A 25,126-nucleotide genomic window follows, 5' to 3' on the forward strand; every position below is an offset into this window, starting at 1 on the left:
ATGCCGAGCATCGCTTCAGCGAGCTCATTGCATGTGTGGTGCCAATAGTGCGAACCACCAGGTGACGCAGCATCACCACCACCCCTCCCCCTTTAGGGGTGGTGGTGGTGACGCACCTGCTTTTGGGGGTGTTTGCGTCACCCTGCGTCACCCTTGATTTTGGGGTGGTGACGCAGACCAAACGGTTGCCCATTCGCCCACCTCCACAGTCGGAACAGGCTTGCGGATGGGGCCGGTTTTCTGCCCCTTCACTAGCGCCCCGGACTTCAACCAAGCCTCGATCATCTTCTTGATGCGCTTACGGTCTGACACCACATCCAAGCCCAGCACTTCGGCCACGGTCACGCCCGCCCAATCGTCGCCTGACTGATCAGAGTAGCGTCTCCCTTTGCCTTCCAAGGCGCGTTGTACTCTCAGCAGATCATCGACCGACACGCCGTCGAAAGTATCCGGCCATTTCCAAGCCTCGGCCACGCCCACACTGTCACCGTTGGAAAGGTGAACAGACGCCATGCGCCGCCAGACACGTCCCCCGACCGGGGCAAGGTTCGCCTTGTCGCGGGTGACGGCAAAGTAGGTGGACGGGTCGTCCTGAACGCCCGCCTCGGCTTTCATGTCGTCGTTCATCTTGTTCAACACCCGACCGGACCTTGCAGCCGCCAGCAGCGCCGATGCGCCGCGCGCACTTTCGGTCGTGGCTTCTTCGCCATTGGTCTTGCGGGTGTGGTGGACTAACTCGATTGCGCAATTGCACCGATCCGCCAGACGCGCCCATTCCTTTGCGATCAGGTCAATCGCGCCGTTGTCGTTCTCCGTCACCTGGTGCGATGACACGAAGGGGTCAATCACCAGAACGTCGATGCCCCGCGCCTCGATCTCATTGGCTAGCGCGTCCAGTTCCGGCTTAATGATCTGGACTCCCTCGCGGGTCTGAATGGCAATGGTGAGTTCCCGCTCGCGGCCCGTGTCCACATAGAGCCGTCCCATAATTTCCTCGGGGCAAATTTGGTGGTGCTGCATCGCCGCAATAATGCGCCGGTCCATTTCGTCGCGCGGGTCTTCCAGGTTGTACAGCCAGACCCTCAGACCCTTGGCAGTCCATTCTCCCAGCAATTCCCGGCCTGACGCCATCGCCAGCGCCTCACAGATCGTCAGAGACGATTTGCCAACACCACCAGGCGCCACCGTTACAGACACCTGCCTGCGGATCAGGTGACACCCGTACAGCCAAGGGCGCGGCGGTATGCTGCTCGGATCTCGCCATACGAACTCCGTAGGGCAGCGATCCATCCGTTGCTGGGGAAACTCGGCACAATGTGCACCAAGCTGCGTTTCCTTGTCAGAGAAATCCCGCATCACGCTACATCCATCCCTTGGGCATAATCTAGAAAATCTCGCTGCCGCGCGGGGTACATGCGTTTGAAGCTGGCAACGCAATAGGCTTCCAGTTCTTCTTGCTCAGCCATATCGGCCCAGAAAATAGCCTGATCCATGAAACCAAAGAGCGGGGCATCAGGTCTTCCAGCGCCAGTGCCGAGAGCCTTCTCAACAGTTAGAATGCCATCCTCGCGATCCAACGACTTGATTGCTATGAAAGCCAGCGCGGCACGCTGGTAGGGATCAAGGCGAGCCCGCAAAACCTTTGGCAGACCAAGCCACCGGTTGGCACTGTTCAACCAAAGAGCATATCCGATCGACCGCGATACTCGCTTGATGTCTCCGGGAATGTGGTCAGTGATACTCATGAAGTAGCCGCTTTGTTCGATTTTCCGCTGAGATGAGGCCGGGGAACGGGTAAAGTCGCTTGACAAAATTTCCGCTGCCTGGAGCATCTCGAGGAAACTGCAAGAACTTTTGATTCCGTGCGAAGTGAGAAGGCGATCGCCCTCATCATTGAAGATCGTAGCTCACTTCGTCCGGGGTTCGCGGCTTTGAAGCCAGACAACGATGTCACTTTCACGCCATGCGACAAGGCGTGCACCTAGTTTCACTGGCTGGGGGAAATCTCCGCGCTTCATCCAGTCGTATATCGTCGATCGGGAAAGCCCGGTAAGATTCTCGACCTCTGGGCGGCGAAGCAAACGGTCATGATCTCTTTGTGCAAAAACGCTTTGAGGAACGATGTCCATTTTTTTAATCTCGGCAACGGCCATGATCGGTTCCTTTCGGTATCGGTTGAATACATCGGAACCATGCCAAATCAATTTTCGCAGAGATAAGGTGAGTAATTCATTTTTTCATTGAATAATTTCTGTTCACAACATCAATGGCTTTCTTTGTGAAATCCGCGGGGTTAGCTTTGATTTCACCGGCCGCGAAGATGTCCTTCACAAAACGGTAGAGGCGCCCCTCATAGGTATCAGTGTAGTCATTCCATGTTGGGTAAGTCGGTCGGCCTACAAACTCTTTGAATGCCGAAGCGCAAAGCTGCGCAACCGTGAGAGGGCCATCTTTTCGGGGCGCTCCCCTTCCAAATTGCTTCAGTTTGGTTTCAAGTTCGGCGCGGGTTCTTTCGACAGACTGGCGCAGGACATCGAGTTGTTCGATCCATTCCTCAACGGCACCGGGATTGCCAATCGCGGTGCCAGCCCAAGAGTACCCCTCCAACTCTCCGCTTGAAAGGTCGAGGAGGCCGAGTTTTTCACGCGCGAGAAGTTCTCTTGCTACGGGATTGAGTTGTTGCATCTTGTTCAAGATCCGCCCTAACAGCTTTGCAACTTCTTCAAGCTCTATGGTTGCCTGTCTCTTTTCATTTTCAAAGGACCGGCCGATCCGATTTTCCCGCGCGGCCTCCAACGCCGAAGTGAACAAATTGGTCAGCGCACATTGGATCTCTGCCGGTACGTCTTGAAGCACCAGGTGCTCGTTCAAGACGTCGAAAACGCGGGTGTTCAGAGATTTCCGGGAAACCGTCATTCGCGTTCAGCCATATGCAAAACTTTGCCGTTGTTGGTTGCGTCGCCTCGAACGAAATTTGCCCAAGCAGCCATCATTTCACGTCGCCGATCGAGCATATCGGACCGCTGATAGGCACGTTCCACCTCTGAACCGATGAAATGCGCCAGCGCGATCTCGGCCATATCACGCGGAAAGCCTCGTTCCGCCGCCCATTGCCGGAAAGTCGAACGCAGACCATGTGGTACAGCGGGACGCTGGCTTGTAGGGTCGAGATACGCCGTCCCGCCCGCCATTACCTGCGCTTCCTGCATACGGCGCATGACAGCGGAAATACTCATGTCCGAGAGCATCCCACCGAGCGGTGCAAAGAATACGTAAGGTGAGCCGTCCAGGCGCGGCAGTGATTTTAGAAGGGCTATCGCCTCAGAACTTAGCGGCACGCGATGCGCGCGTCCGTTCTTCATCCGCGAAGCCGGGATGGTCCAAATTGCACCAGGTGTTTCCAATGCCCAGGATTTCGCACCATTTCCGAAGTCGATTTCATCCCACGTAGCACCGCGCACTTCGCCCGAACGTGCGGCGGTCAGGGTCAAAAATTCGAGAGCGCGGGCGGCCATACCTTCACGCAATGCAACGTCAGCCCACCAGCGCGAAACGTCGCCCAACGCAAGAGCCGGTTGATTACCGGCCCTTGCCACCTTCGACGGTTTGGGAAGCATTTCCGACAGGTTTCCTTTCCAACGAGCCGGGTTGTCACCTTTGCGATGCCCCGCCACTGTCGCCCAAGACAGCACGTTCTCGATCCGCCCGCGTAAGCGGGATGCAGTTTCGGTCTTGTCCTTCCAAATCGGCTCCAGTACGCGCAGCACGTCTTTTACCTCGATTTCTGAAACCTGCTTTGGCCCGATAACTGGCGCGGCATAGCGGTCAAGTGTCGAGCGCCATTGCTGGCGGTGTTTTTCGTTTCGGAACTCTGTCAGCTTGACGGCAAGGTATCTGTCCGTGGCCTGCGCAAAGGTTAGTCCTTCTTGTTTCTTCCGCTTTTCAGCAAGCGGGTCGCCTCCTAACATGGCCTTACCGCGGTTTTCCAAGGCCAAACGACGCGCGGTAGCCAGTGACACGGCGGGTGGGCTACCAAGTCCGAGTTCGCAGCGTTTGCCACGAATGGTGATCCGCTGCACCCATTGCCGGGAACCGTTGGAATTGACACGAAGGAACAAGCCTTGCCCGTCGAAGTACTTGCCTGGCTTGGAAACAGTTTCGACAAAACGCGCAGTCAATGCCTTTGCCGGTCTCCTGATACTCTGCTCACGCATTTTTTTGTCCCCCATTAAATCCCCCACTGTTACATGGATTAGGCCGGATTATGTCGGAACCAGACGCGCACAGGAAGCTAATTTTTTATTTCTTTTTAATAAGATGCTGGAACATGTCAGATGTGCTCGGAACTATCTTTGGCGGCCTTCGTCTCCGCCACCCACCCCTATCTCTGTCAAGACAGTCTTTCTTTCCCTGTTTTCTCCCGTTTTTCCGGGCGCTTGGGCTATGCCATCTGCCGGAGAGACGACTGTATTCCCATGAGCTGGCGCGATTTCGGCGCAGTGTCTCCGGAGGCACCATCACGCGCTTCGGTTAGCGCCAAATTTCCCTGCTTACAGGGAAAATACAGGGAAATTCTTCGAATTTGGGGCATTTTGGTGATTTTGCGCCATAAATCGCCTCGTATTATCAGTACCTTGCACAAAAATTCCCTACGCAAATTAACAGGGATTTTTTCGCGATTATCAGGGAAGTGTTCCGCGGGAACAGGGAACGCCACGTCCAGATCAAGGAAGTCACTGACCGCTTTCGCAGCCGTACAATCGGGCCTGGGCATCCCAGTCCAATGGCACGGTTTTTCGTATGATCCGTTCGAGGGTCAGGTTCGTCGGCTGCCGCCCCTCGAGGATTGCGCTCTGGATCTCGGGCGACAAGAACGCCAGCTGCGATCGGGTGCGAACGTAGGATCCTGCATGCCCCGTCGCCACGGCGATCTCTCCAAGGGGCTTGCCACCGCGCAGATCGGCCACCCAGGCATGGGCCTGCAAGAGGGCGCGCAGCAGGGTGCGATCGGGCTGCGGCGCGCGGTCGCCGACGACGATCTTGCCTTCCACGCCCCGACGCCGAAGGGCGAAGGGGGCCTCGATCGAGAGGGCTGACGAATTGATCGCGTTCGGATGGAGATCGAGTGCTTCGGCGAGCGCCTGGGCCTGCAGCCTCAGGACGATGCGGTTCTTTCCGATGCACCCCTCGGCCAAAAGCGCGTAGAGGAGACCAGGCGAGCCGCTTGTGAGCCGATCGGCGAGGTGGCGCACCCTGTCCCTGACGGCGTTGCCCCGCTGTAGGTCAGCTTCTGCACAGATCCGGTGGTCGCTGGCGAGAGCGACGAGGTGGCTGGCAACGGTGTCCGCCACCGCCTGCTCCAGCGCGGCTGCGGGCAGTCGCCATCCAGCGGGATCCGGGCCGCCTGAGATTAACCGGTTCGAGACATAATAACGGATTTGCCGTTTATGACGTCGTGTATGTGTCGGGGTCAGCCTGTCGCCGGTGTCGTCGCGCAGCTTGCCCGCCAGCGGAGCGACGCGGGTCGCGCCGGAATGATCCCCGGTGCCTCTTTGGCCCCGCGGGCGTACGCTGGCGGCCTTCAGCTTCGACTGGACCCGGTCCCACAGGGCCTCGTCCACGATCGGCGCATGCAGTCCATCCCAAACCCAGGTCTTGTGGCGGATCTTGCCGATGTAGATCGGGTTCCGCAGGAGCGCATAGATCTGGCCGCGCGACAACGGATTGCCGCCTTGCACCCGCCCGGATTTGAAAAGGTGCAGCTTGGAGCGCAGGCCCAGGGCATTGGCCCGGCGCATCACGGCATTCAGGCAGCCAAGGTCGTCGTAGAGGGCGAAGATCGTCCGAACGGTCTCTGCCTCATCCGCGTTGATGACGAGGCCCCGGGTCTTCGGATCAGGGTGCGGATCGTACCCGAGCGGCGGCACGCCGCCCATCCAGAACCCCTTCTTCTTGGAAGCTGCGATCTTGTCCCGGATCCGTTCGGCCGTAACCTCGCGCTCGAATTGGGCGAAGGACAAGAGCACGTTCAGGGTCAGCCGTCCCATGGATGAGGCCGTGTTGAAGGCTTGGGTGACTGAGACGAAGGAACAGCCGGCGGCATCGAACTGCTCCACCAGCTTGGCAAAGTCGGCAAGCGAGCGGGTCAGGCGGTCGATCTTGTAGACCACCACCATCTGCACGTGCCCCGCGTCGATGTCGGCGAGAAGACGCTGCAAGGCGGGCCGGTCAAGTGTTCCGCCTGATATGCCACCATCGTCGTACCGGGCCTTGCCCGCAACCCAGCCCTCGTGCCGCTGGCTGGCGATATAGGCGGCACAGGCCTCTGCTTGCGCGTCGAGCGAGTTGAAGTCCTGGTCGAGCCCCTCATCAGAGGACTTGCGGGTGTAAATCGCGCAGCGTATCCGGGATTTGGTCATGTTCAGGTCGTCCGCTTCAGCCCGAAGAAGCGCGGCCCGGACCACCGGGCCCCGGTGATGGCCCGGGCGATCGGCGACAGCGACGCATAAAGCTGACCATTCCAGACGAAGCCACCGTCGATGACATCGACCACATGGGTCACGCCATTCCATTCCCGGATCAGGCGCCCTCCTGGCTTCAGGGCGGGCCTGGTGGTGCCCCGGTCGTCGCGGACCGCTTTCTGCAGCTTGCCGACGAAGCCCTTTGGCAACCCGCCAGATTCCCGGGCCTGCATCTCGAAGGCCAGGTACCGGCGCAGGAACGGGCTGCTGAGGCGCTTCGGGACCGGCGTGCCGAAGACCGCGTCCCAGGCAGCGCTCAGCGCCGCCCGGTCCATGGTCTCGATCTCGGTGAGGGAGAGCTTCATGTCGCGCTCTCCGGGCCGCTGGTGATGCGGTAGACTGCGCCGCCGCCGGCATTGGCAGGATCCGCGCGGTCAATGGTGTATCCGGCCTTCCTGAGACCGCTCATCGCCGCCCGGACGGAATGCGGCTGCCAGCCGGTGGCGGATTGCAGGGCGTCGAGATCGGCGCCGGCCTTGCGGCTCAACAGTTTGCGCAAGATCGCGGTCTTGGTCTTGCGCGGGGGTGTCGATGTGGATTTGGACATGTTTGCTCCTCGGTTCTCCGGGCCAGCGGGATACTGGCCTTGGTACCGAGATGCGCCCGGGATGATTCTGCCGGGCATGGCAACAGTCACGCTCGTGGCGCGCGCGAAGTCCAGTCCGGAGGGGCGCTACTTCTGCAATTCGGGGTCTTTCTGAATGGGCACCCCCATGCGCTCCAGTCTATCGAGGATGTCCTGCCGCTTGTTCTTCCGCGCTTCTTCTTTTTCCTGAACGGCCGGGCCGACATCCATCATAATGCGGATCGCTTCCAGCAGCGACGGTTTGTGCCCCTTGAGACCGTTCCGACAGAGAGCGAGGTAGGCGGCCTCGATGGCCTCCAGCCGGATCGTACGTCCATCCGGCCCGCGCGCGTCGACGGGCTGGGTCAGGATCCGTGCGGCGTCCATCATGATTTCCGATTTTGTCTTCGGCCGCCCCTTCGGATTGCCTGACTGACCTTTCTGCCAGCGTGTGGACCTTGGGGGATTGGCGTAGCCGATCTTGTCGTCGTTACTCATGGGCAGGGTCCTTCCGAGCCGCTTTTTTCTCCATCCGCCGGATTCTGCTGAGGATCCGCCGTTTCTTTTCTTCCGGCGAGCAGGCATCGGGATCGGCGATACCGGATTCATCGATGATGCGCCGCTGCAATGCCAGGGCCTGCCTGTCGCCCTGCAGCGCCAGTTCGCGGAGCTTCCTCATCAGGGCATCGCGGATCGGCATCGTCTGGTCGTCGTCCTTGGTCCTGACCTTGCGGTTGAGGACCCGATGCAGAACGTTGTTTAGGTCTTCCTGCTTGCGCGGCCGACCGCGGGGATTGCCGGACTTGCCCTTTTTGAACCGGGTATGCTGTGGCGGGTTCATGTACCCGACTTTGGGGGGAGCCTCTGCCGTCATTCGGCCGCCTCCACCGTCGTAGTGGCAGTCTCGGCCGCGCGGTCGAGCGCAACATCCGCGAAGGCCTGGTCGGTGCCCGCGAGCCGTGCCGGCTGGCCCGTCAGGGCCTCGAAGCGCCGGCAGATTACATCGCAGTAGAGCGGGTCGAGTTCGATCAGACGGGCTACGCGGCCCGTGCGTTCGGCCGCGATCAGGGTAGTGCCTGACCCGCCGAAACCGTCGAGCACGATGTCGCCGCGACGGGTCACGTCGCGGATGGCATCCGCCACCAGCGCGACAGGCTTCACGGTCGGATGAAGCGCCAGGTCTTCCTGGTTGCCGCCGAAACTGTTGACGCCGGGATAGTCCCAGACATTCGTCCGATAGCGACCAGTTTCGCCAAGGCCGAAGGTGTTCAGGTGCTTCGCGGTACCGACCTTGTAGACGAAGATCAGCTCGTGACGGGAGCGATAGAAGGTCCCCATGCCGCCATTGGTCTTGGCCCAGACCACCAGGTTCTTGAGCTCCGTATAGACCTCGGACCCCGCCGCGCTCAGTTCGTCCATGTGACGCCAGTCCATGCAGACGAAGTGAATCGCGCCATCGAGGCTGACGTCGACCATCGCGGAAAGGGCGTCGCGGAGGAAACTGGTAAATCCGGCTTTATCCATCTCGCCTGTCGCCATGGCGAACTCGCGATGCTTTACCTTGCCGGAGCCGCAGACGTGACCGTCGATCTTTACGTTGTAGGGCGGATCGGTGAAGGCCGCGCGGGCGCGATCGTCTCCCATGAGCAGCTGATATGTATCTGAATCCAGCGCATCGCCGCAGATCAGCTTGTGGACTCCAAGCTGCCAGATGTCGCCGGGGCGGGTGACTGCAGGACCCGCGAATACCTCGGGGACGACGTCCGCGGGATCGCGGTCACCGGTGTCGTCGTCATCCAGCAGCAGGTCGATCTCGGCCGTCTCGAAGCCGGTAATCTCGAGATCGAAGTCGAGATCCATCTCCGAGAGGGCCTGAAGCTCGATCGCGAGGATATCGCGGTCCCATCCTGCCAGTTCGGCCAGGCGGTTGTCGGCGATGACGTAGGCCCGCCGCTCGGCCTCGCTTAGATGCGCCAGTTCGATGACGGGCACTTCGTCATATCCGAGCTTGCGTACGGCGGCGACGCGGCCATGTCCGGCCACGATGCCATCGTTGGCATCTATCAGAACCGGGTTCACGAAGCTGAACTGCCGGATCGACGCCGCGATCTGGTCGATCTGCTTGTCGGAATGGGTGCGGGCATTCCCCGCATAGGGTTTGAGATCTTCCACCTTGCGGTAAGTGATCTTGAGCCGGAGCGTTTCCGGCAGGGTCGGGCTCTTCGCCCCGGTCTTCGCATTCGGCACAATAGGTCCTCCTCATGCACCACGCCCGCCGGACAGCCCGGAAGGCTCCTTCGAAACTTTCATGCGGTGCTGGCACCGCGGTCTCTCCGTTGATGCGTAAGCAGGACCCTCTGGGTCGCTCACGAGGGATCAGGGGGACCTGATCAGCGAACGGCTCCTTCGCTACCGTTCGACTCGTCGTTTGGATGCCAGATCTGGCAATGAACGGCGGGTGGAAAAGAGATGGGATTACCATCGGTCAAACGCAAGGAAAAAATGCCAAACATATAAATGGCTTATACAGAATCTGCCGTGTTCTCTTTTCGTTTCGCTCTGAGTCAGCCCTGGAACCAAGTCCCAAGTTCCAAGGCTGGACGGTTCAATCACTTCCGGAGGTAATCATATCGAAGCGCTGACGATCAAAACGACATTGCCGGTTGACGCATGGCCGAGACCGCCGCCGGCGGGCTCAGTTCACGACAGTCCGTCCGCGAAGCGGTGCGCAAAACACTGTTCAGCAAGAGTTATCTTGGCGACAGGCTTGATCCATCTGTTATGGTCAGCATAGAGCACGTCAGAAGAAGGCCATTAGAAGTAAAGCTATGAATTCCAAGAGAGTGCTATTCGAGACCTTCCATGACAGGATGAACGACGCGATTGAGAAAGGGTTTTACCTAGAAGCTTCTTGGTATGCTTATGCGCTTTTGGAGGATCGATTGATTTCGATGCTCAGGCAAAGCGGTGGAGTTTGCAAAAGCGGCTCAAATAAATCCATTACCATGCTTGGGCCAAAGCTCGGAGAATTAATGAGCCGAGCAGGTACGGACAAGCTGCTTTCGGAAAATCTACCAGCAACGCAGATCAACGACTGGAAAAACGAACGAAACGATCTGATGCATGCAATGGCCGAAGGCACAATGACCCAAGCAGAAATCGACAAAAAGGCCTATTTGCTCGCGCTCCAAGGGCGTGAATTGGTCAAAGAGGTTTCTACCGCAGCCATGAGGCTGAAGAAGCACAGAGCGAAAGCCCCTTAGAACGCGCGGGGCTATACTACATTCTGCGCCCGCCGCCCTCTTGGCAACGAGATCGGCGATGCTTACATCATCAGAGATGAACGGTCTTGGTCTCGCCCCTTCGCTGATCAGCAACAGCGCCGAGCCGCTGCGATGGCTCTATGTCACGCGGCGCTTCAAGGCACTTCAGGCCAATCTCGCCCTTCGGTCCACAGCCATTGAGGACGCGAACACCAAGGCGCAGGGGGTCATCAAGTCGCTGAACCGCTTCTTTAGGGGCGAGAGCAGCATCGACCATTATGTCTTGGCGGGATCGTGGGGAAAGCACACTGCGATTCATCCGCCGACCGATATCGATCTATGTTTCGCTCTTCCCGTCGAAATCTATCACCGCTTCAACGCCTACAGCGGCAACAAGCAATCACAGCTGCTGAACCATGTGAAGGATGTTCTCACCACGACTTATCCGCAGACCGCTATCCGTCAGGATGGACAGGTCGTCGTGGTCGGCTTCAACAGCATCACGGTCGAGGTAGTCCCTTCGTTCCTCGCAGTGGATCGCGGTCTAATAACTTGCGATACGAACAACGGCGGTCGCTGGAAGCAGGTCGATCCACTAGCCGAGATCGGCATTCTCGACCAATCGGACAAGACGCTGCGGGGCAACCACCGCAAGCTGGTGCGGATATTCAAGCAGTGGAAGCGGCACTGCAACGTGCCAATCAAGTCCTTCCACCTTGAACAGCTGATCGGCGAAGCCCTGCCTAGCCTCAGCTGGGGCAGTCATGACGAGTTCTGGTTCGACTGGATTGTGCGGGATGTCTTCGCACACATGATCTCGCGCGCGGGCGGCGGCTTCTTCATGCCAGGCGGTATCAATGAATGGATCGATCTCGGCGATGCGTGGAAGTTCAAGGCAGAAAGCGCACATCAGCGTGCGTTCAGGGCTTGCGAGTATGAGCGCGAGAACATGAATCTCTTGGCGGGTAGTGAATGGCAGAAGATATTCGGAACAATGATCCCCGAAATGGTGATCTAGCAGCGGCGCATGCGGCGCTCGTCAAGGAATGCCGAGAACAGGCGCGCAACACGCTTTACACGTCCACGAGCTTCTTCATCTGGCTGCGCGCCCTGAAGATGGCGCGCGCCGTGCTGTGGGTTCTCGCCGCTGCCTCGGGCGCAGCGGCTGCGAGCACAGTGCTATCATCGCGCGAAGATATGGAGCTTGTGATCGCAGGATTGGCCTTGCTTGCCGTGATCCTGCCAGGCGCCGTCAAGGCGCTGAACCTCGATGATGCCATAAAGGCCTATGCCGAAAAAGCGGGCGCGTTCAAAAACGCCGAAGGCGCTCTGCGCCGTGCAGCCAACGTGTGGTCGAACAAGCCTTACGATGAATTCGAGAAGGAAGCTAAGTCAGCGCTGTCCCAACTGGACGAAGCCCGAAAAGGCTCGCTTACCCCGCCCGAGCTTTGCTTCAAGGCTGCGCAGCGCAAAGTAAAATCCGGCGACTACGATCCTGATCCAGAAGAATAGTCGCTAAACGCTTAGAATGGCTAGGGATCTCGAATCCCTTCACCTCTAGTTCAAAGCCATCATCAATCAGCTCGAGCATCTACTCGTTCAAAATCTAGATGTCCCAGCCTGCGTTAAGGGCCGATTTGTTGTCAGCAATGAGCAGTGCCTTTTTCTGGGCCAGGGTCAGGCCATAGAGTCGAACGCAAGGCACCTCGCATATCCCAGCCGCTTGAGCGCTTGATCAATACCACAGACAGATGCGGTCACGTCATGCGCATCGGCCAAGGCTCACTGCAACCCCTTTGGCGTGATGTCAGGGTCCTGTTGGATTAACTCGATCAGAAATTCCTGATATTAGGCCATCCGACGGCTGAAACTAGTCCTCCAGCGATACGACCGATCCATCCGACGTGATGCAAATAGCTGGCCCGACCAGTTTGTAGACGCTCGCATCTGGGGAAATCGCTGCTAGTCGCCGGTGCACCAGATCACTGTCCATTATTGAGAAGTCTGTCGTCTCTTGACTGCCAACTGGCTCGAAACCTGCATCGACACGGATCCCACCTCTATCCGTCAGCAGATACCTCGCATGGAAGTCTTCACCGCCATCCTTTTCGCACCAACAGAAGAAGGAGATTTTCATCCCGGAAGGGATGATGTCGCTAGATAGAGTTGCTGCTTCACGTCTTAGGATTTCGTTCGAAAGCCCTTTCTTTGTGTCGTTTCGATAATGGAACTCACAAACGGCACTTGGATTGACTTCGCCGACCAAACGCAAGACCTCGCGGAAGAGTTTCCTTTGTCTTTGGTTGAACGGATCAAAATATGGGTCGACGAACACCAGTCTCGACCCAAACTGGAGCAGACCACGCAATGCATTAGTTATCGACTCAATATCCCTGGGAATATTGCTTTCATGGGGCACCTTCATCAAAGGTGCACTCTCATCCAACATATCGATGGAAAGCGCTTCAGTCTCATTTTTCGGGACTTGGCTGGCGATGATTGCATGAAATGGCTTCTGGTTATGTTGGGCCAAGGCGTTGTCCAGCCATGATCCAAGCGCTGGATCGAAAGTTCGGCCGTTCCGAACCACCTTGTTTTTTTTCGCCTGCTTTAGGGCTTCTTCAACCATCTTTTTTTGAATCGGTGACAGAGCATTTGCCGCGTTATAGACTTCTCGAAACCAACTCTTGGGGAATTGAGATATTAGCCGGCCTTTATCAAAACCGAATTTTTCGATGAGATACCGAAAATTCTCCCAACTCGAGCCAATTGCCTGAGGCTCAACAGCATATTCATAGTGCATTAGAAGAGCTCCTCGGCGCGCTCTTCAAAAAATCCTTTCGGCCAGTTGTCTACAAAATCTCCGCTGTCGCTAACACGCAACCTACGAAACACGGGTCCGCGCTCTGTACCTTCGACATAGACGACTGAGATATCGCTCGGCTTTAAACCCGACACACCCGGTGGCAACTCGTCGTCTCCCAGCTCGCGAACCCTTCTTAGAAGGCGCAGCATTATGTGTTCGCTATGAGTTTCAACCAATAGTGTTCGCTCAGGCCCCGTAGCGGGCTTTTCGTTTTGTGTTGCAGTGATGAACAGATCACCCAGCCCGACTTGAATTGCTGGATGGATGTGAAGTTCAGGTTGTTCGATCGCTACAAGACCGCCGGGTTCCATCAAGCAGGCGACAACCACTGGCACCATTTGAGAAATCCCGACCCCTACGTCGCTGGGCGCGACGGGTATACTACGTACCACATCCATCAGCCCGATTTCAGACTTGGTCGGAATTGCCTCATAAAGCTCTTGCAGATCACCGAGATCATCTTCGTTGATCCCCCGCTTGAACAACTGATGCAGGCCATCAGCAGTTGAGATCTGTTTGTAGTCCGATTTCACGAGCACATAGCCAGTACGAAGCCGCTCGTCCGATGACATCCATTCATTGACACTGTCCAGCAGCTCATCACCAGCTTGCGTGTACAGTACATCCCAAGCGGCTAACCCTTGAGCCCACCTGGATTCGTCTGGCGAAAGACGGGGGCGGTAGCCTCTACTCGGGATCTCGCGAAGCGGGCCGATGTACGTGACAGATTGCAGGTAGTCGCGAGCAATACGCGCAGGGCCAAGCACCAACTCATCCAACAATTCGGCAAGTGCTGCTCGTCTAGCATTCTCTATGGCAATCGCTTGATTGGTCTTGCCTGCTCCGGGGACCTGAAGGTGGCGCGGTAGGGCAGAGCTCGCTTCTTCAACGTCGGCCGGCTCAATGTCACGAAGGTCAGGTGCGAGCGGTTTGTCCAGATCGGGGAGAGCACCTAACGGCGTGTCGATCGCGATCGCATATATCGAGTCCTGTCCCTCAAGATTCTCGACTGCGTCTGCGATTGGCCTTTTTGCTTGGTTCACTTCCGCCAGCCGGTTTTCAAGCTGATCTTTCAAAGCGCCTCTCAGGCGGGATGCGCGTTCCCACGCGTCCTTGTCGGATTGCTCAAGCGAGGCAATCAATCTTGAGAGATCATAGACTTCCTGCTGAAGGGGAGAGACCACCTCAAACTCACTGCCACCATCTTCGCCCGATAATTCCTCGGGAAGCTCGAGATCGGCCTGTGGATCTGTGATTTCCGACAAGAGGGGGTGGTCGAACGCGAAGTTGCACAGTCGGGCCCGACCTCTTTGCGCGGGTGAGATGATTTCAGCGACCGTCTTACCATCCATTTCTGCAGACAGACGTGAGATAAATGGCGCGTCGATGAGATGGCTCCATCGTACTTCGATGCCGAGGCCGACCTCCTGGACGACCGCATAATCACGCAACTCCGTGTTTTCCCCAACGATGTAGCGGATTCCCAGCCGTTCGAAATCTCGATCTCCGAGCCGACTTCCAGAGTTCAAAGGGAGCCGGTCGCTGCCCTGATCCTCGGTCATATCGATCCGGACCTTGATGCGGATCGGGCGTTTGAGGTCGTGATTGTGGACGAGCGTGGCGAAGCCGCCGAGGTCGGTCAGGCCGCCGGCGATGGTTTGGTCGGGATCAGGATTGTTGCGTTCAAGGATCTCACGCAGGTAGTGCAGCGCCTGCAGGATTGTGCTCTTGCCGGCGCTGTTGGGGCCGAACAGCAGCGTGATCGGCGCGAGGTCGATGCTCTGCTTCGTGCCAATGCCTTTGAAGTTCTCAATTTCGATGTGGCTTAGACGCATGCTGAAATCCTACAGTTCGCCACGAAAAGCGCGTTGGGAAAGAGAACCAAAAAAATCCTTGGATGCTTCAACAGCGGCACCCAACTTTTTCGTCAGCGAGAGCTTCTTCTGGACGACACGCTCAAATCGATTTTGCTCCTCATCTTCAGGAACGACGATCTCTATTGGATAAATCCTACTCCCAGAAATCAGAGGCTGTGCCGCTCGCCCGGCATACTGATTGAGGTTTGCAAATCGTAGTGCCCACTCAAGATAGGTCTTGTTAATGGGCATCTTGTACTCTCGGACATACAACGCGTTATCCGTAATCCACGATCTCGGCTCGCTGATGTGAACAGCGCCGCAATAAACACCAACTCTGCCGATCACTATCCGAGATTCTTCAAACATATACTCAGAATGATATCCGTTAATGCCGTTTCCTCCGTAGACCGGGTAACTCCCATCGGGGTCCATCATCTTTGCCGTAAGGCCGTTGCCACTCGAAACCTTGATGATGTCGCCCAAGGGTATCTGCCGATAACCTTTTGGGTTCGTGACTGGATCCCCAAACATCTCCAAAAACACCGACTTCAGAAACTCATCCGCAAAGTCTAGTGCCTGCTCGCGTTTACGACGAATGGCGTCGGCCTTGTCGAGGATCGCCGCGATCCGGCATTGTTCTTCGATGCTGGGGACCGGGATCTCTATTGCGTCCAGTTCGGATTTCCTGATGTTCTTGATGCCAACGCCGGATGAATTTCGGGTCCAGTCCCGAAACCTCGGGGACTGTAGGTAATGAAATAGGTATCGGGAATGAATTTTCCCTTTCTTTGGTCGAACCACGGCACAGAATGCCCCAAAGGATCCGTCCCAATCATCATATGAATATGCGGTCTTACCTACAATTTCTGGACTGCCGGACGATGTGCACATGACGATATCACCACGGCGCAGTTTCTGTTTTTCAGAAACTTTGTTCTTTGGAACAAAGACGAGCCCATCCCCCAAGATCAACCGATCTTGAATATTCCCAGCTCTTAATACAGGCATGTAGCCATCGCGCGCCTCAGCAACTGAATCAGCTTTCGAGAAAGTGACACCACGGATTACATCCGCATTTTCGGCAAGTGGGATGGACTGAGCGGTCTTCATCCAAGCAATCCTTCAAGCTCAGAGAGATCGCGCGCAATCTCCTCGTTCAGACTCTTCATCCGCGCCAGTATCTCGGCGGGGGGATCATACTCCTCCTCCGCGTAAGCCCTCTCTTGATACCGAGTTAACGATAGGTCGTAGTTTGACTCCCGGATCTCCTCAGCGGGTACAAAGAACGCCTTTTGAGTCCGATCCGTGTCCTTCTGTGGATCGCGCTTCGTCCAAGCCGCAAGGCAAGCCGGCAAATCGTCTTTGTCGGGCGTCGGATCCCGTTTATCATCAAGCGTGTAACCGTCGTGTTCGACGTCATAGAAGAAGACGTCGTCTGTCCGCCCCCCCTTCGTGAAAACCAAAATGCCTGTCGAGACCCCGGCATAGGGTTTGAACACACCGCTCGGTAGAGAGATAACTGCCTCCAGCTGGTTTTCATCTAGCAACTGCCGACGCAGCGCAACATGCGCGGTCGATGATCCGAATAGAACCCCATCCGGAACAATGGTTGCCGACCTGCCGCCGGTTTTCAGCATGCGCAGGATCAGGACGAGGAAGAGCAGCTCTGTCTTCTTCGTCTTCACCTTGCGCAGCAGGCCGGGATGCACGTCCTCGAAATCCAGGCTGCCCTTGAATGGTGGGTTGGCGAGTATGACGTCAAACCCTTCGCTTGCGGCCTGCGGATACTTGTCGCTGAACCCGGTGCTGAGCGTGTCCTGGTAGTGAATGTCAGGATTGTCCACGCCGTGGAGCATTAGGTTCATCGCCGCGATACGCAGCATCGTTGCGTCGAAATCGAACCCGTGGAACATCTCGCTGCGGATGTGGTCCCAGTGATCCTCCAGCCTGTCGCCGACGAAAATCTCTTCGGTTTTTCCAGTCTCAGGATCTGTGACACGTTCTATTTGATCCTTTGAGGTATGTTCTTTCAACAAGTACTGCATCGTCTCGACGAGGAAGCCGCCGGTGCCTGCCGACGGGTCGCCGACTGTCTCGTCCGGCTGTGGGTCGAGTAGTTCGACCATCAGTTTGATGATATGGCGCGGGGTGCGGAACTGGCCGTTGATACCGGCCGTCGTCAGCTTGCTGAGCAGATATTCGTAGAGGTCACCCTTTGTGTCTCCTTCGGTCAGTGGCAGCTTGTCGATCATATTGACCGCTTTCACCAAAAGGCTCGGCTTCTGGATCATCAGCTGCGCGTCTTTCATGAACTCCGCAAAGGCGGATCCGCTGGTCGACGACTTGCGGAAGTGCGGGAAGACTTCGTCTCGTACGAGCGGCAGCATTTCCTCGGCACCGAGGTGCCGGAACTGCGACCAGCGTAGATGCTGTTCGTCATCATCAAACCGCCGCTTGAACGGTTTTTGCGTGCGGCGCATGCGGTTTTCATCGCGGGTCTCGTTAATGTCGAGAAGACGCGCGAACATGAGGAAGGTAACCTGCTCGATCACCGTGAGAGGGTTCGTGATCCCGCCCTGCCAGAATTCCGTCCAGAGCGCGTCGATCTCGCGTTTGAGGGCACCTGTAATCATTGATCTTTCGTCCTTTCAGAGGCTTCTTGTTCGTCGCCGCCCCCCGTTGAAGGCGGCGCAAACTGGTCGACGATTTCCATGAGCTCGTCGACGTCTTTTTCATTTTCGAACACCCCGTCGGGCCCGTCGGCATCGACGACCGTGAACGGATCTTCATATAGCTTGGCGCGGGTAATCGAACCGTAGCGCGCGATGTGGTTCTTGAGCAGACCAAGGAAGCGTGTCTGCTTGGCTTTCAAACTTGGATGCGTCCGCGCGAAATCTGCGAATTTCGCTTCCACCGCCTCAGGGTCGAGGCCGATGATCGAGCGGATTACAAAATCCAACGGAGCAGCGGTCTCAGAAAAGAACTCCTCGAGGATCTCGCGGTTTACTCCGGGCGTCTGGGCGAGGATCAGCGAGACCAGTTTCTCGATGTCCGCTTCTGAAACTGGCTCGCCACGGCTGATCTTCTGAAGCGTTGGGTTCTCGTCGAAATGCTTGCGCAGCTCTTCTTCGACGACCTGGCGGTAGGCCTTCATGTTCACCGCATCGAGACTGACCTTGCGACGGGCCGATTGAACCTCGGAGGCGGTCTCCGTCACATCAATGATTTTGGGCGGCACGGCGGGGCCCGACGTGCGCTCCCGATACCGCATGATTTCGCGGAGAGGCTTTCTGACCTCTTCGAGCTTCTCGACGGTAAGATCGTCCCAGAATGCATCCGATTTCACGGACTTGATGACCTCGGCCTTCTCTCGGACGGGATTCAGATGCATCTGAAGCGCACCGAGGCGCTCAAGCATATCGATCTTCAGATCCCCAACCGTATTGGATTGCCGCAGGACGGCAATCTGAATGCGGGCAATCAGGTGGTCGAGCGCATAAGCGTCGCCATGTCCGCGGATGTTCCGCCATTGCATGAGCGGCGCGATCACCTGACGCAAGCCAACGACGGTCGCCGGCGCAAAGGCCTTCAAGGCTTCAGGCGCCCCAAGCGACCGCTTTTCCCGCCATTTTTCGCGAACCGCGATCGTTTCCTCGTCAAGGTCGTTGATGTCCTTGCCGATCAACTCAATGACTGCTTCAAATGCCGGGATTTCGCTTTTCTTCAGGGCGAGCTCGGCGAGGTTGATCCGCTCCTCAAACACGAGCTGCATCAGCGACTTCGTCTGGGTGGGTTCAGCCGGCCGATAGCCCGTCTCGAAGCGTTCGAAGTTCCCCCAATGGTCAAAGATCCGGAACACGGTCTTGTGTTGCCCGGGCCCGAACAGGTCTTCGCAGAGCCGCGTGCCGCGCCCGATCATCTGCCAGAACTTCACGGGCGATTTGACGGGTTTCGCAAACACGAGGTTGAGGATCTCCGGGATGTCGATCCCGGTATCGAGCATGTCGACCGAGATCGCGATGGTGAGCTCGTCGTTCTTGCCGTCATCGTTGCCCTTGAAGTCATCGATCAGCTGCTCAGCACGTGGATCATAGTTATCGATGACCTGGCAGAAGCGCCCGCCATACTGGGGGTACATCTCGTCAAAGAGCTGTCGCAGAAGCACGGCGTGCTGGTGGTTGCGGGCGAAGATAATGCTCTTTCCAGGGGTCTGCCCCGTGGCATCCCGCAGCCCGTTCTCCATCAGGTTCCGCAGGATCGCCCGGTTGGTGTCCTTGTTGTAGATCACATTGTCGATCTGGTCGGCCGCGAAATCATATTGGGATGGGTCTTCGCCCTGATCCTCTAGCTCCTTGATCTGCTCAGCGGTCAGGGTGTCGAGGGTGATCCCCTCGCGCATGAACTGCGTCGTGTGCTCAAACACCTCAAAGGGTGTCAGGAACCCATCGCTTACAGCTTCTTCCAGGTCATAGTTCGCGGTTGGGAGCTGCCCTTCGCACTGGAACAAATCAAAGGTGCTGCGCGTCACGAAGTCGACCGGTGTAGCCGTCAGGCCGATCTGCAGACTGTCGAAGTAAGTGAAGATGTCGCCGTAGACGTTGTAGATGCTTCGATGGGATTCATCGGCGATGATGAGATCGAAGTACCCCACATCAAAGGACTGAAACACTTTCTTCATCGCTGGATATGTCGCGATGAAGATGCGTTCCTTTGCGGAGCTGTCGATCCGTCCACTGACCACCCTGATGGGCTCAGAGGCGAGAAAATCACCGAAGGCGTTCTTGGCTTGCTTTCTGAGCTCGCGCCGGTCGCACAGGAAGAGCACGCGCTTGACCCATCCCGCCCGGATAAGGAGCTCTGTCAGAGCGATTGCAACACGGGTTTTCCCAGTGCCAGTGGCCTGCACGACAAGCGATTTGCGGTGGTTCGCGGTGAACCGCTCTGACACGCGCTTGATCGCTTCGATCTGGTAGAGGCGATTGACGATGTCAGACCGCGGCTCGATCTTATCAAGCGCTTTGCGGCTCTTGCGTTGAAACTTCACGAGATACTGAAGGCTGTCCTTGGAATAGTATCCATAGACCTTCCGCGGCGGGTAGCCGCCGGCGTCGTCCCACATCCAGATGTCGTAACCATTGGTGTAGAAGATCACCGGTCGCTGCCCGTGAATCTCCTCAAGACCGTCCGCGTAGAGTTTTGCCTGCTGCCGGCCTGTTTCAGGATCGACCGACGTCTTCTTCGCTTCAACGACTGCCAGCGGCGTGCCGTCATCATCCCAGAGCACATAGTCGGCATATCCAATGCCACTCGCAGTCGGCTGGGAGGGGACCTCGACCTCTTTGCCGACTTCGCTTGTGCTGGCGTCGCCGCCCGCAACATTCCAACCGGCGGTCGCGATCAGGCTGTCGATAATGCGGGCCCGTGTGGTCGCTTCATCAAAATTCAGCAGGTTCGCAGATTCTGCGGCGGTTGAAGCCAGAGCTTCGATTTCGGCAGCTTTCTTTTCAGCGGCCGTAGCTGTTTGACGTGCTTCCTCGAGCTCCTGGAGAAGCTTCTCCATTTGAGCTTCCTGGCCCGCCAGCTTTTCAAGCAGCTCGCGCTTTTCTCGCTTCAGCTTGCCTTTCGTCTCGTCGACAACCGACTGCGGAATTTCGGTGAACTTGGGCAGTTCATCCGGCGTGCCTTTGCGTGCCTGGACGAAGACCCAGCGTGAGAGGTCGAACGCCTCTTTGATCAGCCACAAGGCATTCTTCGTGCTCGCGGGGTCTCCATGCGCGGCCTTGTTTCCGTGGATGCGAATCGCATGCAGCTTATCAAGCACCACTTTCGGCACGATGGCCGAAAAGGCCTCGTTGCGCAGGAGATCAATGAACGCCGCCTGGTCCGGCTTGGGAAGACGGAGGTCCCGATAGATGTCCTTTGTGAGGTTCTCGGCAAAGAGCCTGAGCTTCACCAGCGCGCTTGCAGGGTCAGCATAGGCGTAGGCCTCAGCGAATGCGCCGAGTTCCGCCAGCTCCTGCCATTCCGGGCGCAGGAATTCGAAGTTGCGCGACTTCATGGTCGCCTCCCTTCGGCATTGAAGGAGAGCGGCAATCCTCGCGCCGCACAGACAGTGTCTGCCGGAATATCTGCCAACCTAGGATACGCCATATTTCGTCATCCAGTTTGTCAGCGTTTGATAGCTTGGCAGCCCAATCAGTTTTGCTGCGTTTGTCTTGTTCCCCTCCGCATGCGCGATCGCGCGAGTGATATAGTGCCGCGCAACTTCCGCCATGATTTCCTGCAAGTTCACACCTTCGTCGAGCGACTTATCAAGAATGCCATTCTGGGTCCCAGCCGGCGCCGGCGCAGTAAAGACGGCGTCCCAGACGTCGTCTTCTGTGATCTGAGGGCCTTCGCTCCAGATCGCCGCCCGGCGTAGCGAGTTTTCAAGTTCGCGGAGGTTTCCGGGCCAGGTGCGCTGAAGAAGCACATTCTTCGCGCCCGGCGAAAGCGTCTTCTTCTCAAAGCCGGGTTCGTCAGCGCTCTGCTCATTGATGCGTTCAAGCAGCATTTCGATGAGCGGGCCGAGATCTCCTTTTCGCTCTCGGAGGGGAGGGATCTTGAGGACAAGCACAGCCAGCCCGAAAAAGAGTTCCTCGCGGAAGTCGCCGGCGGCCACAACGTCGATCAACTGCTTTCGTGTGGCTGCAATGATCCGCACATCCGCTCTTTCAACTTGTGAAGCTGCGACCTCATCACCTGTCCTCTCATCGAGGAGAACCTGAAGCCGGACCTGCGTTTGCGGTGGCAAGAGCTCGACTTCATCGAGATAGAGGGTGCCACCGGAGGCTTCCGCTAGCGCGCCGGCGCCATTGTCTGATCCAAATATCTCTGCGTCGATCTGGTCAGGCTTGAGGGCGCCACAGTTCAGCGACACAAAAGGCTCGGTGCGCCTTGGGCCGAATTCGTGGATGGCTCGCGCCAGAACTTCCTTCTCAGTGCCGGCCTCCCCCTCGATCAGAATAGGCACATTGCGCACGGCGGCCTTCTTTGCCTTGCTCGCCATGCGGTCCATGGCCGGACTTCTGAAGATGAGATCGCCGAACGTCTTGGTGTCGAGACCGCCGCTCAGCTTTGCCAACCTCGCATCCGCAGACTCGATGATTTTTGGGAGGAGTTCAGCAGAGACGTCGAACGGAACTTCAATCGTCTGGACGCCGCCCTCCTTCGACGATTGCAGAAACTTTGCCGGAAAACGTGTTGCGCCCAGGATGGCCCAGACAAGCGCCATTGCCCAGGTGCCCGGGCTCAGATGAAAGGTGAGTTCAGGAATGTCTGGGGCGACAGCCTGCCGGCAGCTCTCAACGACATCTACTGCAATCTCGTGAATTGCGTTGAGGTCGGTTGGGTCGCTGAGCTGGACGCGCTCGACGACAATATCTACCGGCGTCCGCTGGCTCAGCCAATCCGTGTATGCCGCAACCCGCTCGCCGCCCTGGTTCGCGATCAGAACCAGGCGGTCAAAGCGCCGCTCTTCTACTGCACTGCAGATCGGGCCCGTCTGCCCTTCAGGGTGGGTCGGGGCGTCGAGGTCTTGCGTGCCTGTCCATGCCATTAGAATCTTCATGTTTGCCTAAATAGAAGGAATCTTACGCTCATGCAAGAGCTCTTATGCCTTTTCTCTCGAAGCCATTCAGCGCCGGTGGCGTAACGCAAGCATCTGATAAATATATCATAAATCAGATGTTATCGCTTGAATCGCCCCTGCAGCATAAAAAATTTTGTGCGAAAACACAAAAAATATCTTGCAACGGAGCGTAAGGTTTCTTATTTCAGGGTCAGCAGCGGCGAGGGCCGCAAATTTTGGGGATGTCACAAGATGGCGCAGCAAGAGAAAGACGAACTGGAGGAGGTCACCGCCAAAGTGAGTGCGCTCACCAAGGCGCTTCTCGACGAGGGCAAGGATCCTTCGATGGTCGCCTTTGCGTTGACCTCGGTGGCGGCCGACATGGGGCTGCAGGTTTGTGGCGACCCGATGCGGGTCTTTCCGGTGCTGCTCGGCGCGATCTCTCAGCAAGCGCACATGCGCGTGGAGGATCGTGCTGAGCAAGACGCCGAAGAGCCGGCGTGTGTCCCGCTTGGTGCGACTGTTCACTGAGTGGGTCGGGTTTGGATCGAGAGAAAGGGAGAAGAGAGATGAAGGCAAAGCAAAAGCTCCGGGGCGTGTCCCTTCTTTCGGCTGTCTTTGGTGAGCTGTCGCAGCAGCTGCCGGACGGCATTGTCTCGACCGAGGAGTTGCTCGGGGCGGCTCAGAAGCTGATCGAGTTGTCGAAGCGGGAGTACGTGACCGATGCGCATCCCAACGAACGGCGTCATCAGGGATACTATTCCTATGATCTCTGCACCGCATTCGACAAATTCCAGGGGCGTATCCTGGAAACGGAAATGGGATTGCAAAGCGATCCGCTTGCGGGCCGTGGTCGGCGAAATGGTTTGAAAGAGCTGCTGGGTGGCAGCCGCGAAGATATGGTTCTGGAGGAAGTCTATGGCTGAGTACAAAGCAGCATCCGCCTTGCGAGAGCACATGCTCGAGGGGCATCCGGTTACACTTTTGGAAGCGATCCTTCTCTTTGGTGTGCGGAATCCAAATGCGGAATTTACCCGAATAAAAAAGGACCGGTTTCTAATTGAATCTCGTGAAGTGCCGATGGCGAAAGTCATCCGCAGGATCAACGAATACACGGTCTGCAAGGTCCCTGAGGGTCTTCCCTACAAGGAGATTCAGCTGACCGAGTACTGGATTAAGAAATGAGACGAGCGTTCACACCTCGGCAAAGGCGCATCCTGAGGATGCTCGCCGGCAACCTCTGCCAGATGTGCGGGGCGGTGTTGGATGCGGGCTTCCATGCAGATCACGTGCGCGCCCACTCGAGGGGTGGACCAACGATATTGGCAAACGGGCAGGCGCTTTGCGCCACATGCAATTTGAAGAAAGGCGCAAGCAATGACGACGATTAATCTGAGACCGTGGCAGGCTGCCTGCGCCAACAAAGCAATCGACTGGCTGCAGGCCGGCGAAGATCGGCATTTCCTGATTAATGCCGCACCCGGCGCGGGTAAGACCATCTGCGCTTCGGTTATTGCACAGCGGCTGTTTGAAGCGGGCATGATCGACAGGGTGATCGTGATCGCGCCGCGCACGACAGTGGTGAACCAGTGGGCTGACGAGTTCAAATTCGTAACCGGGCGCCCGATGCTGAAGATTACCGGTGCCGACGAAGAGCCCGAAAACTATGGCGTCGATCTATGTGCAACGTGGTCAGCGATTCAAGGTTCGCTCGATGGCCTCCAAGCCGTATGCCGGCAGGATCGGACGCTGGTCATTTGCGATGAGCACCATCATGCAGCGCGAGCGGCTGCTTGGGGCGATGGAGCAGACGGTGCATTCGCGGATGCGAAGTATTCCCTGATCCTGACCGGGACGCCGATCCGGTCCGATGGTAAGGAGTCTGTCTGGCTCGCCTATGACGATCAGGGTCTGATCGACCACCCCGAAGGCGGGTCCTACACACTCTCGTATGGCGAGGCTGTCGATCTTGAATACTGTCGGCCCATTACCTTCCATCGGCACGAGGGCAAGTTTTCGGTAACGCTGGATGACGGCGAGAACATTTCCGTGTCCGGGACAGAGGACACCGACTTCTCACCGGCGCTGAAGCGGATCCGGGGCCTTCAGCAGGCGTTGGACTACTACAAACTCGCTTGCACCCCGAAATATCTGGCTTCGGGCGCGGCAGATCCTGACTCCTATCAGGCCAACATGCTGCAGTGGTGCATCGACAAGCTGAACGACCTTCGGCTTCGCATGCCCGAGGCCGGCGGCCTCGTGATTGCGCCCAATATCCCGGTTGCGGAGTACATGGCGGAGCTTCTCGAACTCCTCGATGGCGAGAAGCCCGTGGTGGTCCACAATCAGGTCGCCAACCCGGAAGGCAAGATCACCGCCTTTCGCAACAGCAAGAAGCGCTGGATCGTCTCCGTGGCCATGATCTCCGAGGGCGTCGACATCC

Annotated in this window: 26 protein-coding genes; 9 read left to right on the forward strand and 17 right to left on the reverse strand. The window is 57.4% G+C overall.

From position 1 onward, the window contains the following. Positions 1 to 147 precede the first annotated feature (147 nt). The 11 genes from AC2FMM_RS17390 to AC2FMM_RS17440 form a co-directional block, all read right to left on the reverse strand. The gene (locus AC2FMM_RS17390) at positions 148 to 1,356 is read right to left on the reverse strand and encodes an AAA family ATPase (RefSeq protein WP_496797256.1); all 1,209 of its coding nucleotides are present in this window, start codon (positions 1,354 to 1,356) and stop codon (positions 148 to 150) included. Beyond that, the gene (locus AC2FMM_RS17395; protein WP_496797257.1) at positions 1,356 to 1,832 is read right to left on the reverse strand and encodes a hypothetical protein; all 477 of its coding nucleotides are present in this window, start codon (positions 1,830 to 1,832) and stop codon (positions 1,356 to 1,358) included. Before AC2FMM_RS17395 ends, AC2FMM_RS17390 begins: the two co-directional genes overlap by 1 nt. Positions 1,833 to 1,907: 75 nt before the next feature. Then, positions 1,908 to 2,153, reverse strand: a complete 246-nt coding sequence (locus AC2FMM_RS17400; RefSeq protein WP_315901689.1) for a helix-turn-helix transcriptional regulator — start codon at positions 2,151 to 2,153, stop codon at positions 1,908 to 1,910. A gap of 76 nt (positions 2,154 to 2,229) precedes the next feature. Continuing rightward, the gene (locus tag AC2FMM_RS17405) at positions 2,230 to 2,916 is read right to left on the reverse strand and encodes a hypothetical protein (protein ID WP_496797258.1); all 687 of its coding nucleotides are present in this window, start codon (positions 2,914 to 2,916) and stop codon (positions 2,230 to 2,232) included. Beyond that, positions 2,913 to 4,229: a tyrosine-type recombinase/integrase gene (locus tag AC2FMM_RS17410; RefSeq protein WP_496797259.1), complete on the reverse strand. Its 1,317-nt coding sequence runs from the start codon at positions 4,227 to 4,229 to the stop codon at positions 2,913 to 2,915. Before AC2FMM_RS17410 ends, AC2FMM_RS17405 begins: the two co-directional genes overlap by 4 nt. 504 nt (positions 4,230 to 4,733) lie before the next feature. Beyond that, entirely contained in the window at positions 4,734 to 6,419 is a 1,686-nt protein-coding gene (locus tag AC2FMM_RS17415) for a recombinase family protein (protein ID WP_234162493.1), read from the reverse strand. Positions 6,420 to 6,421: 2 nt separating this feature from the next. After that, positions 6,422 to 6,826 (reverse strand): DUF2924 domain-containing protein, encoded by a 405-nt coding sequence (locus AC2FMM_RS17420; protein WP_234162494.1) that lies wholly within the window; start codon positions 6,824 to 6,826, stop codon positions 6,422 to 6,424. Continuing rightward, a complete protein-coding gene (locus tag AC2FMM_RS17425; RefSeq protein ID WP_234162495.1) occupies positions 6,823 to 7,068 on the reverse strand; it encodes a DUF3489 domain-containing protein in 246 nt (81 codons plus the stop codon). The genes AC2FMM_RS17420 and AC2FMM_RS17425 overlap by 4 nt, the downstream gene beginning before the upstream one ends. Positions 7,069 to 7,194: 126 nt before the next feature. After that, positions 7,195 to 7,584, reverse strand: a complete 390-nt coding sequence (locus AC2FMM_RS17430) for a DUF5681 domain-containing protein (protein ID WP_234162496.1) — start codon at positions 7,582 to 7,584, stop codon at positions 7,195 to 7,197. Beyond that, entirely contained in the window at positions 7,577 to 7,960 is a 384-nt protein-coding gene (locus tag AC2FMM_RS17435; RefSeq protein ID WP_496797260.1) for a DUF5681 domain-containing protein, read from the reverse strand. The genes AC2FMM_RS17430 and AC2FMM_RS17435 overlap by 8 nt, the downstream gene beginning before the upstream one ends. Then, positions 7,957 to 9,333, reverse strand: a complete 1,377-nt coding sequence (locus AC2FMM_RS17440) for a site-specific DNA-methyltransferase (protein WP_496797261.1) — start codon at positions 9,331 to 9,333, stop codon at positions 7,957 to 7,959. Before AC2FMM_RS17440 ends, AC2FMM_RS17435 begins: the two co-directional genes overlap by 4 nt. Positions 9,334 to 9,756: 423 nt before the next feature. Here AC2FMM_RS17440 and AC2FMM_RS17445 point away from each other — a divergent pair, with 423 nt between their 5' ends. The 4 genes from AC2FMM_RS17445 (at position 9,757) to AC2FMM_RS17460 (ending at position 11,861) form a co-directional block, all read left to right on the forward strand. Next, positions 9,757 to 9,918: a hypothetical protein gene (locus AC2FMM_RS17445; RefSeq protein ID WP_496797262.1), complete on the forward strand. Its 162-nt coding sequence runs from the start codon at positions 9,757 to 9,759 to the stop codon at positions 9,916 to 9,918. 38 nt (positions 9,919 to 9,956) lie between these two features. After that, complete coding sequence (locus tag AC2FMM_RS17450; protein ID WP_234162499.1) at positions 9,957 to 10,349, forward strand: hypothetical protein; 393 nt, start codon at positions 9,957 to 9,959, stop codon at positions 10,347 to 10,349. 76 nt (positions 10,350 to 10,425) lie between these two features. Further along, a complete protein-coding gene (locus AC2FMM_RS17455; protein WP_496797263.1) occupies positions 10,426 to 11,367 on the forward strand; it encodes an SMODS domain-containing nucleotidyltransferase in 942 nt (313 codons plus the stop codon). Next, positions 11,322 to 11,861, forward strand: coding sequence for a hypothetical protein (locus tag AC2FMM_RS17460; protein WP_234162501.1), 540 nt, complete (start codon positions 11,322 to 11,324; stop codon positions 11,859 to 11,861). Before AC2FMM_RS17455 ends, AC2FMM_RS17460 begins: the two co-directional genes overlap by 46 nt. Positions 11,862 to 12,219: 358 nt before the next feature. Here AC2FMM_RS17460 and AC2FMM_RS17465 read toward each other — a convergent pair whose 3' ends face one another. The 6 genes from AC2FMM_RS17465 to AC2FMM_RS17490 form a co-directional block, all read right to left on the reverse strand. Then, positions 12,220 to 13,152, reverse strand: a complete 933-nt coding sequence (locus AC2FMM_RS17465) for a hypothetical protein (protein ID WP_234162502.1) — start codon at positions 13,150 to 13,152, stop codon at positions 12,220 to 12,222. Then, positions 13,152 to 15,050, reverse strand: a complete 1,899-nt coding sequence (locus AC2FMM_RS17470) for an AAA family ATPase (RefSeq protein WP_234162503.1) — start codon at positions 15,048 to 15,050, stop codon at positions 13,152 to 13,154. The genes AC2FMM_RS17465 and AC2FMM_RS17470 overlap by 1 nt, the downstream gene beginning before the upstream one ends. Before the next feature lie 9 nt (positions 15,051 to 15,059). Beyond that, on the reverse strand, positions 15,060 to 16,184 hold the full coding sequence (locus AC2FMM_RS17475; RefSeq protein WP_234162504.1) for a restriction endonuclease subunit S: 1,125 nt from the start codon (positions 16,182 to 16,184) through the stop codon (positions 15,060 to 15,062). Beyond that, positions 16,181 to 17,707, reverse strand: coding sequence for a type I restriction-modification system subunit M (locus tag AC2FMM_RS17480; RefSeq protein ID WP_496797264.1), 1,527 nt, complete (start codon positions 17,705 to 17,707; stop codon positions 16,181 to 16,183). Before AC2FMM_RS17480 ends, AC2FMM_RS17475 begins: the two co-directional genes overlap by 4 nt. Beyond that, positions 17,704 to 21,132, reverse strand: coding sequence for a DEAD/DEAH box helicase family protein (locus AC2FMM_RS17485; RefSeq protein WP_496797265.1), 3,429 nt, complete (start codon positions 21,130 to 21,132; stop codon positions 17,704 to 17,706). The genes AC2FMM_RS17480 and AC2FMM_RS17485 overlap by 4 nt, the downstream gene beginning before the upstream one ends. Before the next feature lie 78 nt (positions 21,133 to 21,210). Next, positions 21,211 to 22,683, reverse strand: coding sequence for a sigma 54-interacting transcriptional regulator (locus AC2FMM_RS17490; protein WP_496797266.1), 1,473 nt, complete (start codon positions 22,681 to 22,683; stop codon positions 21,211 to 21,213). A gap of 252 nt (positions 22,684 to 22,935) precedes the next feature. Here AC2FMM_RS17490 and AC2FMM_RS17495 point away from each other — a divergent pair, with 252 nt between their 5' ends. From AC2FMM_RS17495 to AC2FMM_RS17515, 5 genes are all read left to right on the forward strand, one after another. Then, positions 22,936 to 23,214, forward strand: coding sequence for a hypothetical protein (locus AC2FMM_RS17495; protein ID WP_170578986.1), 279 nt, complete (start codon positions 22,936 to 22,938; stop codon positions 23,212 to 23,214). A 38-nt stretch (positions 23,215 to 23,252) separates the two neighbouring features. Then, positions 23,253 to 23,609: a hypothetical protein gene (locus AC2FMM_RS17500; RefSeq protein WP_496797267.1), complete on the forward strand. Its 357-nt coding sequence runs from the start codon at positions 23,253 to 23,255 to the stop codon at positions 23,607 to 23,609. Beyond that, positions 23,602 to 23,868 (forward strand): hypothetical protein, encoded by a 267-nt coding sequence (locus AC2FMM_RS17505; protein WP_170578990.1) that lies wholly within the window; start codon positions 23,602 to 23,604, stop codon positions 23,866 to 23,868. The genes AC2FMM_RS17500 and AC2FMM_RS17505 overlap by 8 nt, the downstream gene beginning before the upstream one ends. 62 nt (positions 23,869 to 23,930) lie before the next feature. Continuing rightward, the gene (locus AC2FMM_RS17510) at positions 23,931 to 24,074 is read left to right on the forward strand and encodes an HNH endonuclease (RefSeq protein ID WP_496797269.1); all 144 of its coding nucleotides are present in this window, start codon (positions 23,931 to 23,933) and stop codon (positions 24,072 to 24,074) included. Next, positions 24,061 to 25,126 (forward strand): DEAD/DEAH box helicase (locus tag AC2FMM_RS17515; RefSeq protein WP_496797268.1); only part of this gene is annotated, 1,066 nt, incomplete at its 3' end. The genes AC2FMM_RS17510 and AC2FMM_RS17515, both read left to right, overlap by 14 nt.

The sequence above is a fragment of the Ruegeria sp. BHSC043 genome (assembly GCF_059612985.1).